Source organism: Agromyces flavus (genome assembly GCF_900104685.1).
In the GTDB taxonomy this organism is placed as follows: domain Bacteria; phylum Actinomycetota; class Actinomycetes; order Actinomycetales; family Microbacteriaceae; genus Agromyces; species Agromyces flavus.
Genome location: NZ_LT629755.1, coordinates 1,821,721 through 1,835,810 on the forward strand (window position 1 = coordinate 1,821,721; position 14,090 = coordinate 1,835,810).

A 14,090-nucleotide genomic window follows, 5' to 3' on the forward strand; every position below is an offset into this window, starting at 1 on the left:
TCCCCGCAGCACCCGAACCGGAACGGCACCCGCGCTCGCGCGGGTGCCGTTCCCCGTTCCGTGGCGCGCCCAGCCGGTCGCCCGGCTCGGGCCGACATTCAGGCCGCGGTGATCCAGCGCAGGGGCACCTCGATCGTGACCTCGGTGCCGCTGCCCATGACGGTGTGCCAGTCGATGGTGCCGCCGAGCTCGCCCTGGATGAGCGTGCGCACGATCTGCGTGCCGAGTCCTTCTCCGACGCGTCCCTCGGGCAGGCCCGAACCCGTGTCGCGCACCTGGACGGTCAGCATCGTGTCGGTCCGCCCCGCGATCACCTCGACATCGCCCTCCTGACCCGCGAGGCCGTGCTCGACGGCGTTCGTGACCAGCTCGGTGAGGGCGAGGGCGAGCGGAGTGGCGTACTCGCTCGGGAGCACGCCGAACATGCCCGACTTCTTGGGGTGCGCGGTCGTGTTGTGCGCCGCCGCGACCTCGGCGACCAGCAGCAGCGCGCGATCGAACACCTGGTCGAAGTCGACGTTCTGGCTGAGGCCCTCGGAGAGCGTGTCGTGCACGACCGCGATCGCGCCGACCCTCCGCATCGCCTGCGTCAACGCCTCGCGCGCCTCGTCGGAGTGGGTGCGCCGCGCCTGGATGCGCAGCAGCGAGGCGACCGTCTGCAGGTTGTTCTTGACCCGATGGTGGATCTCCCGGATCGTCGCATCCTTCGTGATGAGCTCCTGCTCCTGGTGGCGGAGCTCGGTCACGTCGCGGGTGAGCACGATCGCGCCGATCCGCTCGCCGCGGCGACGGATCGGGATGGCCCGCAGCGTCACCGTCACCCCGCGCGACTCGACGTCGGTGCGCCACGGTGCGCGACCGGTCACCACGAGCGGGAGGGACTCGTCGACGACGAGCTTGCCCGAGAGCAGGCGGGTCGCGACATCCGCGAGCGACTGGCCCTCGAGCTCGTCGTCGAAGCCCATGCGGTTGAACGCGGAGAGTGCGTTGGGGCTCGCGAAGGTCGTGATCCCGTCGACGTCGAGGCGGATGAGGCCGTCGGACGCACGCGGCGCGCCCCGGCGCGGACCCGTCGGCGCGCCGAGATCCGGGAAGTCGCCCGAGGCGATCATCTGGAACAGTTCGCCCGCGCAGTCGTTGAACGTGAGCTCCTGGCGACTCGGCGTTCGCGTGGAGCCGAGGTTGGTGTGCCGCGTGATGACCGCGACGGGCTCGGGCGCGAGCTCGGTGCCCGTGACCGAGAGGCGCCGCATGACCGGCACGGCGCGCACGCGCGTGGGCATCTCCTCGTACCAGTCGGGCGCCGAGGAATCGACGATGTCGCCGGTGGAGACCGCCTGGGCGACGAGCCCCTTCCACTCCGAGCGGATGGCCTGCCCGACGAAGTCGCGGTAGAACAGGGTGGCGGCGCTCGACGGCCGCGAGTGCGCGACCGCGACGAAGTCGTCGTCGCCGGACGGCACCCACAGCACGATGTCGGCGAACGCCAGGTCGGCGAGCAACTGGAGGTCGCCGACGAGCATGTGCAGCCAGTCGACGTCGGCCTGGCTGCTGCGCCCCTGGGCGAGGACGAGGTCACTGAGGGTCGACACCCGTCCAGCGTAGCGACCCGAGGGCGGTGCCCCTCGCGCGGTCGCAGGTCGCGGGGCGTGCCCCTCGGTTCAGGCGGCCGCGGGTCGGCGTCGCCACCCGGTGAGCGCTGCAGTCCTCCGGCGCGGCTCGGGCGCCGGAAGGAGGTGCCCGTCGACGTACGAGCGGAGGGCCGCACGAAGCGGCGAGCGCGGCGCGGCATCGCGAAGCGTGCGCGCGGTGAGGATCGCGGCATCAGCGGCCCTGCCGTCGTGCGGCAGCAGCGTCGCGTCGGCGAGACCCGCGAATCGGCGCAGGGTCTGGCGGACCTGCGCGTGCGCGTCGATGCCGAGGGCACTGGCCCGGACCCGGTTCACCACGACATCGACGCGCTCGGGTTCGACCAGCTCGACCAGCTCGGCGTGACCGCGCAGGAGTCGCGCGAGGCCGACGGGGTCGGCGAGCCCGATCGCGACGACACGGTCGGCGGCGGCCAGGGCCGCGAAGGTGGCGGCGTTCCGGCGAGGCGCGAACGCATCGCTCGTGAGCTCCTCGTCGCGTTCGAGGCTGAACCCGACGTCGACCACCACGTACTCGAACCGCACGCGCATCGCCTGCAACGCGCCGGCGACACGGTCGTGCGTGAGCTCGGGCCAGCGGCTGGGTCCCACCAGCCCGGTGTAGACGTCGAACGAGGCGCGCGGCGACGAGTAGCGCTGGGCGATCCGCTCGAGCTCGGCGCGGTCGAGCGCGCCGGTGCCCGCCAGCCGGCAGGCCGAGGCGAATCCGGGCGTTTCGTCGAGCAGGCCGAGCGCCGGCGCGATCGCTCCGCCGTACGGGTCGGCGTCGACGAGGGCGACCGAGTGGCCGGATGCCGCGAGCTCGGCCGCCAGGTTCATGGCCGCCGTGGTGCGCCCGGGCGCCCCGGCCGGGCCCCAGACGGCGATCACACCGGAGGCGCCGACGGCCGGTCGTGCCGCATCACCCTCGCCGATGCGCGACGGGACCGGCACGCCGCCGGAGACGAGCGACTCGAGGTCGCGGACGTCGGCGCGGGCATCGAGCACCTCGTGCAGGCCGAGCCCGGTGGCCTGGGCGCGGTCGCGGTCGGAGTCGGCCAGCGCGATCACGCGGATCCCACGCTGGTCGCAGGCGGTGAGCAGCTCGGATGTCAGGGTGGAGGGCCCGGCGCCGACGATCACGACATCGGGACCGAGCGAGTCGAGCCCATCGAGCACGTCGCGCCAACCGACCAGTCGCGCGACGATCGTGTGCCCCGCCTCGACCAGGTCGGCGAGGATGCGGTCCTCGACCGCGGGATCGAGGGCGAAGGCGAGCCGGGCCATCAGTCGTCGCCCGCCGGCCGGGCGGGAACGAGGTCGATCACGTCGCCGGCGGCCAGCGCCTCGAGTACCGCGGCCGTCTTCTCGCGCGGGATGAGCAGCTCGACGCTCGGGGCCGACGAGGACATCATGCCGTCGGCCTCGACCACGGCCGCCACCTCGGCACCCGAGACCAGGACCGCGGGGGGTTCGATCGCACCGCGCTCGGGCTCGGCCGCGGCCCACACGTCGACGAGCGCGCCGGGTGCGACCTCGCCGGCGAGCGCCCCGCGGCCGGGGATCACCACGGTCGCCAGGCCGGCCGTATCGTGTTCGGCCACGGATGCTGAAGGCACGAGCTCGCCGGCGCGGACGGTGCGCACGACGACCAGACCGCCGTCGGGCACGTCGGCGGGCCGCATGTATCCGGCCGCCACCGCGCCCAGCCGCACGGACTCGACCCGCAGGTCGTCGGCGCCGATGCGGGACCCGGGGGTCAGGGTCTCGGACGCGACGACGACGTCGGTCGTGTCGTCGAGCGCCTCGATCAGCGCCCAGACGCCGAGCGCGGATCCGGCGACCAGGGCGACCCCGATGACGAGTCGCGGATCGATCCTCGCTCCCCCGCGCTCACGCCGCGTGCTCCGAACCGCCATTGCTCGTCTCCTCTCGTGGCCATCGCCGCGACCATCGTGGCGCGACTCCGAGAGGACGCCGTGAAGTTATCCACACCGCGTCCTCCGCGCGGCGGCCAGGCCGATAATCGAGTGATGATCCAACACGGCCCGGGCGATGCGATCGGCCGCTTCCTGAGCGTCGCCGACGCAGCAGAGGTGCTCGCCGTCGACGTCGAGACCGTGCACGACCTGATCCGGTCGGGTGAGCTGCCGGCCATCCGCGTCGGCGAGCGCGGCCCGTGGCGCATCGAGCGCACCCAGCTCGAGGTCTGGATCGACGACCAGTACGAGGCGACGCGTCGCCACTCGGTGTGGCACCAGGGCGAGTTCGCGAACGTCGTCGAGCTCTCCGGCGCGCGGAGCCGCGGCATCCGGCCCGTCGACTGACGACGCCTCAGCGGAACGTCACGAGCAGCACCCGCTCGAACGGCACCATGCGATAGCCGTGCACGTCGCGCTCTCGTCGCGGGACGCCGGTCTCGTGCACGGCCAGGTCGAGATGGTCGCGCGCCACGCGATCGATCGTGCCGTGGTGACGGCCGTCGGTCGTCGTGACCTCGACCCCGAGGCGTCGGCGGGCGAGGTCGCGCAGCACGAACGCCAAGCCGATGCGCTCGGCGAGACGAGCGGCGGACTCGGGCTGCGGTGCGAGGCTCGCCTCGAGCTGACGGCGGCCCGGGAGCACCGCGGCGATCGCGGAGAGCGGGATGACGCACTGCGGCGGCGCCGAGGTCGATGCGTGCGTGCCTGGCTCGAGGCCGGTCTCGTCGGGAGCACCGGGTGCGCCGAGGTGGCCGCTCAGCCAGTCCCGACCGAATGCGGCCGGGCGCACCTGCACCACCCGCCCACCCACGAGCTCGAGCCGCACGGCGGCACGGGGGCCGCCCTCGGCGGACATCGCGGCGAGCCGGTCGCGCAGCCCGAGCCGGCCGATGCGGAGGCGTTCCCCGTCGAGCTCGATGGCGCGTTCCTCGGCCCGCTGCTCGTGGTCGAGCTGCGACTCGAGGTCGTCGAAGAGCCGGTCCCAGCGCATGCGCCGACGCTACCGGTGCGGTCGTGCACGGCCGACGTTCTCCACAGGCGCGCGAATTCCTTGACACCTCGTCGCCCGCGCCCGTACGGTTCAGTCAGGACCCCGCACACCCCCGAACAGGGGGTACAACGTCGTCGGCGCGCCGGCGACCGCCCCACCCTACTGGAGCCGTCATGACCGCACGCCAGGCCGGCGCGCCCCCGACCGCCATCGTCGGGACGAGCGCACGACGCCTCGACCTCGACGACGACGAGTTCGCCCGCCGGCGCTCCGGCCGGGCCGAGCTGCCCGACCCCGAGCCCGTCCTCCGCAACCTCACGCACTGCGTCATCGAGGTGCTCGCCGGCGCGCGCGATCTCGAGCAGCTCGCGCGCTGGGTGACCGACGACGTCTACCGCAACCTCGGCAAGCGCGTGGTGCTCGCCGCGCGGGCCCGACGGGTCAAGGGCCTCGTCGCGCAGCGGCCGGCGTTCTCGGTCGGCAGGGTCGTGATCGGCGAACCCGTCGACGGCGTGGTCGAGGCGGTCGTCATGGTGCACCAGCGCGCACGTTCGCGGGCAGTCGCCATCCGGCTCGAGGGCCTCGACCAGCGCTGGCGGGCCAGCGTCATCAGCGTGCTGTAGGCCGACGACGAACGGCCCGGGCAACGCCCGGGCCGTCGTCGCGATCAGCGTCGACTCAGCGCTTGCGCTCCTGCGCCCGGCGCTCGGCGCGGTTCCCCGGCGCCGGCGCGCCGCCGTCGGTCCGCTGGCCGAACGCTCCACGGGCGGCCGGCTGCTGCGGCGCCTGCTGGGGCTGCTGGCCCTGCTGCGGCTGCTGGGCCTGGGCGACCGCGCGGCGTGCGCGCTGCGTCGCGGCCTGCTGGAGCTGGCCGCGCTGGTTGCGCACCTCGACGCCGCCCGAATCGCTCGGCGCGGTGTAGCTGAGCTTCTCGGCCGGAGCGGCGGGACGCTGGAGTCCCTTCGCCTCGATGCGCGGTCCGCCGACGCCGGGCTGCGCCGCGACCTCGACCTCGAGGTTGAAGAGGAACCCGATGGTCTCCTCGCGGATGGAGCCCATCATCTGCTGGAACATCCCGTAGCCCTCGCGCTGGTACTCGACCAGCGGGTCGCGCTGCGCCATGGCTCGGAGGCCGATGCCGTCCTTGAGGTAGTCCATCTCATAGAGGTGGTCGCGCCAACGCCGGTCGATCACCGACAGCACGACGCGACGCTCGAGCTCGCGCATGGCCGGGCTGCCGAGCTGCTCCTCGCGCCGCTGGTAGGCGAGCTTCGCATCGGAGAGGATCTCGCGACGCACGAAGTCGCGGTTGATGCGGCCCTTCTCGCCGGCCTCGGCGACCACCTCGTCGATCGTGATGCCGATCGGGTAGAGCGTCTTCAGCTCGGCCCACAGGGCGTCGAAGTCCCACTCGTCGGGGTTGCCGTCGGCGGTGTGCTCGTCGAGCACCTCGTCGATGACCTGCTCGAGGAACTGCTGCACGCGGTCGTGCAGGTCGTCGCCCTCGAGGATGTGGCGGCGGTCGGAGTAGATCGCCTCGCGCTGGCGGTTGAGGACGTCGTCGTACTTCAGCACGTTCTTGCGGATCTCGGCGTTGCGCGCCTCGACCTGCGACTGCGCCGAGCGGATGGCGCGCGTGACGACCTTCGACTCGATGGCCACGTCGTCGGGCACGCCGCGCGACATCAGGCTCTCGGCGGCCCCGGCGTTGAAGAGCCGCATGAGGTCGTCGGTGAGCGAGAGGTAGAACCGGCTCTCGCCGGGGTCGCCCTGACGACCGGAGCGACCGCGCAGCTGGTTGTCGATGCGACGCGACTCGTGCCGCTCGGTGCCGAGCACGTAGAGGCCGCCGGCGGCGAGGACCTTCTCGCCCTCCTTCGCCGTCTCGGCCTTGGTCTGGTCGAAGACGGCGTCCCACGCCGCCTCGTACTCCTCGGGCGTGTCGACGGGGCTGAGGCCGCGCTCGTGCATGCGCTGCACGGCGATGAACTCGGCGTTGCCGCCGAGCATGATGTCGGTGCCGCGGCCGGCCATGTTGGTCGCGACGGTGACCGCGCCGAACCGTCCGGCCTGGGCGACGATCGCGGCCTCGCGAGCGTGATTCTTGGCGTTGAGCACCTCGTGGCGCACGCCCTTCTTGGCGAGCAGGCGCGAGAGGTACTCGCTCTTCTCGACGCTCGTGGTACCGACGAGCACCGGCTGGCCGTTCTTGTGGCGCTCGACGATGTCCTCGACGACCTGCGCGAACTTCGCCTCCTCGTTCTTGTAGACGAGGTCGGGCTGGTCGAGGCGCACCATCGGCTTGTTGGTCGGGATGGGCACCACGCCGAGCTTGTAGGTGGACATGAACTCGGCGGCCTCGGTCTCGGCCGTGCCGGTCATGCCGGAGAGCTTGTCGTAGAGCCGGAAGTAGTTCTGCAGCGTGACGGTCGCGAGCGTCTGGTTCTCGGCCTTGACCTGCACGCCCTCCTTGGCCTCGATGGCCTGGTGGATGCCCTCGTTGTAGCGGCGGCCCACGAGGATACGGCCGGTGTGCTCGTCGACGATGAGCACCTCGCCGTTCATGACGACGTAGTCCTTGTCGCGCTTGAAGAGCGCCTTGGCCTTGATCGAGTTGTTGAGGAACGAGATCAGCGGAGTGTTCGCCGACTCGTAGAGGTTGTCGATGCCGAGGTAGTCCTCGACCTTCTCGATGCCGGGCTCGAGCACGCCGACGGTGCGCTTCTTCTCGTCGACCTCGTAGTCCTCAGCGGGCACGAGCCGGGTGGCGAGGCTCGCGAACTCGGTGAACCAGCGGTTCGCCTCGCCCGAGGCCGGACCGGAGATGATGAGCGGCGTGCGCGCCTCGTCGATGAGGATCGAGTCGACCTCGTCGACGATCGCGAAGTAGTGGCCGCGCTGCACCATGTCGGCCGCCTGCCACGCCATGTTGTCGCGCAGGTAGTCGAAGCCGAACTCGTTGTTGGTGCCGTACGTGATGTCGGCCGCGTACTGCTCGCGGCGGACCGCCGGCGTCTGGCCGGCCACGATGCATCCGGTGGTCATGCCCAGGGCGCGGAAGACGCGGCCCATGAGCTCGGACTGGTAGCTCGCGAGGAAGTCGTTGACGGTCACGACGTGCACGCCGCGGCTGGTCAGCGCGTTCAGGTAGGCCGCCGTCGTGGCGACCAGCGTCTTGCCCTCACCGGTCTTCATCTCGGCGATGTTGCCGAGGTGCAGCGCCGCCCCGCCCATGAGCTGCACGTCGAAGTGGCGCAGGCCGAGCGTGCGACGGCTCGCCTCGCGGACCGCGGCGAACGCCTCGGGCAGGAGGTCGTCGAGCGACTCGCCGTTGCCGTAGCGCTCGCGCAGCTCGACGGTCTCGTGCTTGAGCTCGTCGTCGGACAGCGCCCGGAAGTCGTCTTCGAGGGCGTTGATCGCGGCGGCGTAGTTCTCGAGCCGCTTGAGCGTGCGACCCTCGCCGACGCGGAGGACCTTTTCCAGAATCGAAGCCACGAACTGCTCTCCCGTTGTCATTCAGGCGTGCGACGTCGGGGTGGGGCACCCGCGCACGCCGGAGGATCCGCCTTGCAGACGGTCATCATAGCCATGCTACTGGGCAGCGGTCTGGGCGTCGGCTCCGTACCGGGACGGCGTCGGCCCCGGGCGGGCAGGACGCCCGGCCGGGGCCGACGGGTCGCGGGATCAGGAGACGGTGCCGGCCAACGAGGCGGCCGCCGCGGCTCCGGACGTGGCGTCGACGTCGCCGTGCTCGTCGAGCCCGATCAGGCCGTAGTCCCAGCCCTTGCGGCGGTACACCACGCTCGGCCGGTGCGTCTCGGCATCGATGAAGAGGTAGAAGTCGTGGCCGACGAGCTCCATGTGGTACAGGGCGTCGTCGACGGTCATGGGGGTCGCGGCGAAGACCTTGCGGCGGATGACGACCGGCGAGTACGCCTCGTCCTCCTCCTGCTCCGACGTCTCGGTCACGATCGGGATGTTGCCCGTGCGGACCTTCTCGAGGATCTCGACGTCGGCCGCCTGCACGCCCACGTCGCTGAATCCGGCTTCGGTCGCCTCGCGGAGCGAGGTGGGGCGCCGGCTGCCGCCGCGATGCATCTTGCGGCGATCCTTCGCGCGGCGGATGCGCTCGACGAGTCGTCCGAGCGCGACGTCGAACGCCGCGTACTTGTCGGCCCCGTCGGCCTCGGCGCGGACCACCGGGCCCTTGCCGACAAGGGTGAGCTCGACCCGGTCGAGCCCGGAGTTGCCGTTCTTCTCGTTGTGGCGGCTGACCTTCACATCGAGCGAGATGGCACGGTCGGACAGGTTGGAGACCTTCTCGGCTTTCTCGGCCGCGTAGGCGCGGAATCGATCGGTCACTTCCAGGTTGCGTCCGACGATGTTCAGTTCCATGAGGACCTCCATCCAACCGGCGTGTCACCCGGATCGGAAGGGTGGTTCGACCACGCCTGTCCTGACACCGTAGCCCCCGTGGTGTCGGATGTCACGGGCCGTTCGTCAGTCGTTCAGGTGATGCACGGGAATGCGCAGCGGGGTGTGCGCGAGGACGGCCACGGCCCCGACCGAGCCCCCGGCCGAGCGGATGGCGCGTGCCGCCGCGGCCAGCGTGGAACCTGTCGTGACGACGTCGTCGACGAGGACGAAGCGGCGCCCGTCGAGGCGTCGGACGGGCGCGAACGCCCCGTCGGCGTTCGCCCGTCGCGCCGACCGGCCGAGCCCGGCCTGGTCGGCACGCTCGCGCGCGCGCAGCACCCGCACCGACCGGAAGCCCGCGTGCCGCACGAGCAGCGCCAGCGGCTCGTATCCGCGCTCGCGGCGGGCCGCCGCGGTGGATGGCACCGCCGCGAGCTCGAGACCCGTGGCGCGGGGCGCCGAGGCGCACGCGGCCGCCAGCGCGGCTCGGAGCGCAGGTGCGAGGGCCGGAGCGGCATCCGTGCGCCCCTCGTCCTTGAACGAGCGGATGGTGCGTGCCGCGACGCCGGCGTACGCGAGGCCCGCCCACGCCTCGATCTCGGGCCGCGGCGCGCGGGCGGGCACCGGCGCGAGGGCCGCCCGGCAGGCGCCGCAGACGGCGCGGTCGGGCGCGCCGCATCCCCCGCACGAGACGGGGACCAGCAACCCGAGCGCGTCGCTCAGCGCCTCGCGGACGACCCGGACTGCGCGCGCGCTCGTCCGCGGACCGGGGCGCTGGTCGATCGGCACGAGCCCCACCCTGCACTGCCGCACGTCGATCGTGGAGCGCTCCGATCGATCCGTCGGGTCCGCCGGGCGGCGCCTGCCCGTGGAGGAGGAGTGCCGATCCCGTCAGCCGGTCTGCTGGGTCGCGAGGAACACGATGTCCCGCGACTGCACCTGCCAGCCCACCCCCGCGCGCGTCGCGATGTCGCCGTCGGAGGTGAGCACCCGGAGATCGCGAATGCTGTTCGCGCCGTCGACCTGGATGGCGTTCGCCGGCCCCTCCCCCGGGTCCGACGGCGCGCCGAGCTCCTGCAGCGCGAGGCGCGGCTCACCGGTCGCGGACTGCGTGAGCGTACCGACCGTCCCGGGGTCGAGCCAGGCGACGTCGATCGGCGCGCCGCCGCTCCCGGCGAGCTCGAGTGCCACCGGCCCGAGCGCGATCGGCAGCCCCGCCTCGTCGCGCTGGATCGAGGCCGCGACGACCCGCGTGCGCGACCCCTCGGCGAGCAGGGCCACCAGCCGGGTGCCGTCCCGCGACACCTGGAGCGTGAGGATGCTCGAGGCCGTCCACGGGACGCCGATCTGGTTCCCGTCGCCGCCGTCGGATGCGAACCATGCGAGCTCGTCGGGTGCGTCGGCCGGAACCGACCAGACGATGCCGTCGACGTCGAGCGCCGGCACGATGAGCCCGGCGCGAGGATCGAGCAATTCCCGCTCCGCGTCCTCGCGCACGAGCCACACGCCATCGGCCGAGCGGACGGCCGCGGCCGTCCCATCGGGCCCGAGCGCCGCGCCCGTGGGGGCGAGCGCGACGACCTGGTCGGAGATGCCGCCGATCGGCGAGACCTCATCTCCCGTCGCCGAGAGGTGGCCGAACGCCTGTCCGTCGTACACCGCGGGGCGCGGATCCACGCGCGGCGAGCGCTCCGGCCGGTCCGTGAGCTCCGGGGAGTCCTGGACGACGCCGTTCAGCGAGAGCTGCACGTCGTCGACGTTGCGCACGGATTGCAGGCTCTGCTCCAGCTGGTACTGCATGAGCTGGATCGTGCGGAGGTTGTCGAACGCGGCGCCCGCGAGCGAGACCTCGGCGACGCCGTTGCTCACCGGGACGGTGCCGGGGTCGAGCGTGAGGTCCTCGGGGAACGCGGACACGACGCCTGGCGCGAGCCATTCGGCCGGCCCGGCGAGCAGCGCGCGCACGATGCTCGTCTGGGCGGAGTCGCGTCCGGCGAACCACCGGACGTCGGGCACGACGAACCGGAACTGCGGGTCGAAGAAGGCGAGCGTGTAGTCCCGGTAGACGAGCTGGAAGTTCGTCTCGTCCATGAGCACGCCACTGGGGGCGCTCGAGATGCGCCACTCCTCGTCGACCTGCTCGAAGCGGTACTCGAGCTGCAGCGGCACGCCGGCGAGCGTCTCGAGGTACTGCCCGTTCGGCGCGAGGCTCGCCGCCGGCACCGCCTGCGCACGGATGACGTCGGCCGACACGGGCGTGAAGGACCGGTCCGCGAGGACGTCGATGGTCACGCCCGTGTCGGCCTCCCACACGTCGGCGAACCCGTCGGTGAGGAACTGCCGGGCGATCTCGTAGTTCCCGCTCGGACTCGCGGCCGCGTCGATGAACCCGTCGAGGATCTGCTGCTGCGTGGCACCCGGCTGCGGCCCGCGCGCGAAGACGTCGAGGTCCACCGGCTGGTCGGGTGCCTCGGCCAGACCGGGGTTGACGGATCCGCTCGTGGGGATCGACACGCAGCCCGTCGTGACCGCGAGCAGGGCGATCACGACGGCCGCGAGCGCCGCTCGGAGGGTGCGAGGGTGCCGTACTCGATCACGCATCGCGCACCTCCTCGATGACGGATGTATCGGTCGGGACCGACCGGGTCGCCGGACCCGTCGCCTCGGGGTCGTCGGGCTCGAGCGCGAGCGGCGACACGATCGCGGCGGGATCGGCGCCGCGTTGCCGGGGCAGCGTGAGCCGGAACACCGTGCCGTGTCCGCGTTCGGACCACACGTCGAGCGTGCCGCCGTGGGCGACGGTGTCCTCGAGCGAGATGGCGAGCCCGAGTCCGGTGCCGCCGATGCTGCGGCGACGGCTCGGATCGGCGCGCCAGAACCGGTCGAACACGCGCTCCGCCTCGTCCTCCGTCATGCCGAGCCCGTAGTCGCGCACCGAGAGCGCCACCGCGGTGGCGTTGCTGTCGACCGAGACGACGACGGGACGCCCCTCGCCATGCTCGATGGCGTTGCCCACGAGGTTGCGCACGATGCGGCGGATGCGGCGCGGGTCGACGTCGGCGTCGAGATGCCCGCCCGGGGCGTCGAGGCGCAGCTCGCTGCCGCGTTCGAGCGCGAGCGCGTGCATGGATTCGACCGTCTCACCGGCGAGGTGCACGAGGTTGGTGGGCTCGGTCTCGAGCTCGACCGAGCCGGCGTCGTAGCGGCTGATCTCGAGCAGGTCGGCCAGGAGGTTCTCGAACCGCTCGGTCTGCGTGCGCAGCAGCTCGACCGTCCGCGAGGTCGCGGGTGCGAAATCGTCGCGCTGCCCGTACAGGACGTCACCGGCCAGCCGGATGGTCGTGAGCGGCGTGCGGAGCTCGTGCGAGACGTCGGAGACGAACCGCTGCTGCATGACCGAGAGCTCGGCCAGCTCGCCGATGCGGGCCTGCAGGGTGTCGGCCATGCCATTGAACGACTCCGCGAGTGCGGCGAGCTCGTCCTCGCCGCGGACCGGGAGGCGCACCCCCAGGTCGCCGGCAGCGAGCCGCCGGCTCGTCGCCGCGACCGCCTGGATCGGCTCGATCACCCAGCGGACCACGATGAGCGTGATGGCGCTCAGCATGGCGATGAGCGCCACCGCGCCGATCACGCCGGTGAGCTGCATGAACGACAGCGTCCGGTCGGCTTCGGCGAGGTCGTAGCCGATGTACACCTCGTACCGGCCCGCGCCCGGGATCTCGAGGTCGCTGCCCACCACGATGCCGGGGACGGGGACGCCGTCGTCGTCGAGCTCGACCGACTGCCAGAACTGGTCACCGGGATTCTCCTGCACGCGCTCGCGCAGCTCGGGCGAGATCTTGCCGCTCAGGTCGGGGCTCAGGAAGTCGGGGGGCGCGATGCTCGACGGCGCCGTCCCGGGCACCCGGAACACCGCGATGTCCGCACTTCCCGACACGCCGATGATCGTGCGGATCGCCGAGTTGGTGACGGCCTGCACCGAGGCGCGGTCCGCGGCATCCGACGCGAAGATGGCGGCCTGTGCCGCCGCGTCGGCCGTCGCCGACGAGGCGAGCGCTCGTTGGACCTGTGCCTGGAACAGGTTGGATGCGACGGTGAACGAGATCGTGAAGCCGATGACGAGGATCGCGAGGGTCGAGAGCCCGAGCGTGATGAGGACGGTGCGCAGCTGCAGCGAGCGACGCCACGCGGTTCCGAATCGGCGCGCGCGATCGCGCACCCACTGCGCGACCGCCGCCGCCGGGTTCGCCGCCGCCGACATCCCTCGGCCCGCCTCAGGTCGTGGCGCCGGCGCGGTATCCGACGCCGCGCACGGTCATCACGATGCGCGGGTTGTCGGGGTCGTGCTCGACCTTGGCCCGCAGGCGCTGCACGTGCACGTTCACGAGCCGCGTGTCGGCCTTGTAGTGGTAGCCCCAGACCTGCTCGAGGAGCATCTCGCGCGTGAACACCTGCTGCGGCTTGGACGCCAGCGTGAGGAGGAGGTCGAACTCGAGCGGCGTCAGGTTGATCCGCTGGTCGCCCCGTCGCACCTCATGACCCGCCGCGTCGATCTCGAGGTCGCCGATCGCGATGGTCTCGACCGCGGACTCGGGCGCCGGACGCAGGCGGGTGCGGATGCGGGCGACGAGCTCCTTCGGGTTGAAGGGCTTGACCATGTAGTCGTCGGCGCCGGACTCGAGGCCGCGCACGACATCCGCGGTATCGCCCTTCGCGGTGAGCATGATGATCGGCGTGCCCGACTCCGCGCGGATCCGACCGCACACCTCGATGCCGTCCATTCCGGGCAGCATCAGGTCGAGCAGGACCAGGTCGGGCCGGGTCTCGCGGAACGCGGCGAGCGCGCCGGCGCCGTCCGCGCAGAAGGCCGGATCGAATCCCTCGGTGCGCAGCACGATCCCGATCATCTCGGCGAGGGCCGTGTCGTCGTCGACGACGAGTACGCGTGGCGTCATGCGTCCGTTCTCCGTCGGGCCCGGCGCGCGAGGCGTCGGACCGGAAACCAGTGCCCACCAGCGTAGTCGGTCCGCCCCGGCAGACCGCCGTGGGCGGGCTGTGGCAGCATTGGTGGCA

12 protein-coding genes are annotated in these 14,090 nt (G+C 72.2%); 2 read left to right on the forward strand and 10 right to left on the reverse strand.

What is annotated here, in order from left to right; all coding sequences use genetic code 11:
- Window positions 1-98: 98 nt before the first annotated feature.
- From BLT99_RS08620 to BLT99_RS08630, 3 genes are all read right to left on the reverse strand, one after another.
- Entirely contained in the window at window positions 99-1,592 is a 1,494-nt protein-coding gene (locus tag BLT99_RS08620; RefSeq protein ID WP_092671049.1) for a sensor histidine kinase, read from the reverse strand.
- 69 nt (window positions 1,593-1,661) lie between these two features.
- A complete protein-coding gene (locus BLT99_RS08625; RefSeq protein WP_092671052.1) occupies window positions 1,662-2,915 on the reverse strand; it encodes an AAA family ATPase in 1,254 nt (417 codons plus the stop codon).
- Entirely contained in the window at window positions 2,915-3,547 is a 633-nt protein-coding gene (locus BLT99_RS08630; protein ID WP_092671055.1) for an SAF domain-containing protein, read from the reverse strand. The genes BLT99_RS08625 and BLT99_RS08630 overlap by 1 nt, the downstream gene beginning before the upstream one ends.
- A gap of 114 nt (window positions 3,548-3,661) precedes the next feature.
- Between BLT99_RS08630 and BLT99_RS08635 the strand changes: the two genes are divergently transcribed.
- Window positions 3,662-3,955 (forward strand): helix-turn-helix domain-containing protein, encoded by a 294-nt coding sequence (locus BLT99_RS08635; RefSeq protein ID WP_092675918.1) that lies wholly within the window; start codon window positions 3,662-3,664, stop codon window positions 3,953-3,955.
- Between the two features lie 7 nt (window positions 3,956-3,962).
- On the opposite strand, the gene BLT99_RS08640 is transcribed toward BLT99_RS08635, so the two are convergent.
- Complete coding sequence (locus BLT99_RS08640; protein ID WP_092671058.1) at window positions 3,963-4,601, reverse strand: hypothetical protein; 639 nt, start codon at window positions 4,599-4,601, stop codon at window positions 3,963-3,965.
- Window positions 4,602-4,774: 173 nt separating this feature from the next.
- Between BLT99_RS08640 and BLT99_RS08645 the strand changes: the two genes are divergently transcribed.
- Window positions 4,775-5,224, forward strand: a complete 450-nt coding sequence (locus BLT99_RS08645) for an Rv3235 family protein (protein ID WP_229724751.1) — start codon at window positions 4,775-4,777, stop codon at window positions 5,222-5,224.
- A 55-nt stretch (window positions 5,225-5,279) separates the two neighbouring features.
- Here the strand turns inward: BLT99_RS08645 and secA are convergent, their stop codons facing one another.
- The 6 genes from secA to mtrA form a co-directional block, all read right to left on the reverse strand.
- On the reverse strand, window positions 5,280-8,096 hold the full coding sequence (gene secA, locus BLT99_RS08650; protein ID WP_092671061.1) for a preprotein translocase subunit SecA: 2,817 nt from the start codon (window positions 8,094-8,096) through the stop codon (window positions 5,280-5,282).
- Window positions 8,097-8,285: 189 nt separating this feature from the next.
- The gene (hpf, locus tag BLT99_RS08655) at window positions 8,286-8,996 is read right to left on the reverse strand and encodes a ribosome hibernation-promoting factor, HPF/YfiA family (protein WP_092675924.1); all 711 of its coding nucleotides are present in this window, start codon (window positions 8,994-8,996) and stop codon (window positions 8,286-8,288) included.
- A 105-nt stretch (window positions 8,997-9,101) separates the two neighbouring features.
- On the reverse strand, window positions 9,102-9,806 hold the full coding sequence (locus BLT99_RS08660) for a ComF family protein (RefSeq protein WP_229724750.1): 705 nt from the start codon (window positions 9,804-9,806) through the stop codon (window positions 9,102-9,104).
- 102 nt (window positions 9,807-9,908) lie between these two features.
- Window positions 9,909-11,618, reverse strand: coding sequence for an LpqB family beta-propeller domain-containing protein (locus BLT99_RS08665; protein WP_092671067.1), 1,710 nt, complete (start codon window positions 11,616-11,618; stop codon window positions 9,909-9,911).
- The gene (gene mtrB / locus BLT99_RS08670) at window positions 11,611-13,278 is read right to left on the reverse strand and encodes an MtrAB system histidine kinase MtrB (protein ID WP_092671070.1); all 1,668 of its coding nucleotides are present in this window, start codon (window positions 13,276-13,278) and stop codon (window positions 11,611-11,613) included. The genes BLT99_RS08665 and mtrB overlap by 8 nt, the downstream gene beginning before the upstream one ends.
- A gap of 13 nt (window positions 13,279-13,291) precedes the next feature.
- Window positions 13,292-13,972 carry an MtrAB system response regulator MtrA gene (mtrA, locus tag BLT99_RS08675; RefSeq protein ID WP_092671073.1) on the reverse strand — a complete coding sequence of 227 codons (681 nt, stop codon included), beginning with the start codon at window positions 13,970-13,972 and terminating at the stop codon, window positions 13,292-13,294.
- Between the last annotated feature and the right edge of the window lie 118 nt (window positions 13,973-14,090).

Excerpts from the sequence above, each read along its gene's own strand:
- BLT99_RS08625 (WP_092671052.1), bottom strand. The coding sequence starts at position 2,915 with ATGGCCCGGCTCGCCTTCGCCCTCGATCCCGCGGTCGAGGACCGCATC.
- BLT99_RS08630 (WP_092671055.1), bottom strand. The coding sequence starts at position 3,547 with ATGGCGGTTCGGAGCACGCGGCGTGAGCGCGGGGGAGCGAGGATCGAT.
- BLT99_RS08635 (WP_092675918.1), top strand. The coding sequence starts at position 3,662 with ATGATCCAACACGGCCCGGGCGATGCGATCGGCCGCTTCCTGAGCGTC.
- BLT99_RS08640 (WP_092671058.1), bottom strand. The coding sequence starts at position 4,601 with ATGCGCTGGGACCGGCTCTTCGACGACCTCGAGTCGCAGCTCGACCAC.
- BLT99_RS08645 (WP_229724751.1), top strand. The coding sequence starts at position 4,775 with ATGACCGCACGCCAGGCCGGCGCGCCCCCGACCGCCATCGTCGGGACG.
- hpf (WP_092675924.1), bottom strand. The coding sequence starts at position 8,996 with ATGGAACTGAACATCGTCGGACGCAACCTGGAAGTGACCGATCGATTC.
- BLT99_RS08665 (WP_092671067.1), bottom strand. The coding sequence starts at position 11,618 with ATGCGTGATCGAGTACGGCACCCTCGCACCCTCCGAGCGGCGCTCGCG.
- mtrB (WP_092671070.1), bottom strand. The coding sequence starts at position 13,278 with ATGTCGGCGGCGGCGAACCCGGCGGCGGCGGTCGCGCAGTGGGTGCGC.
- mtrA (WP_092671073.1), bottom strand. The coding sequence starts at position 13,972 with ATGACGCCACGCGTACTCGTCGTCGACGACGACACGGCCCTCGCCGAG.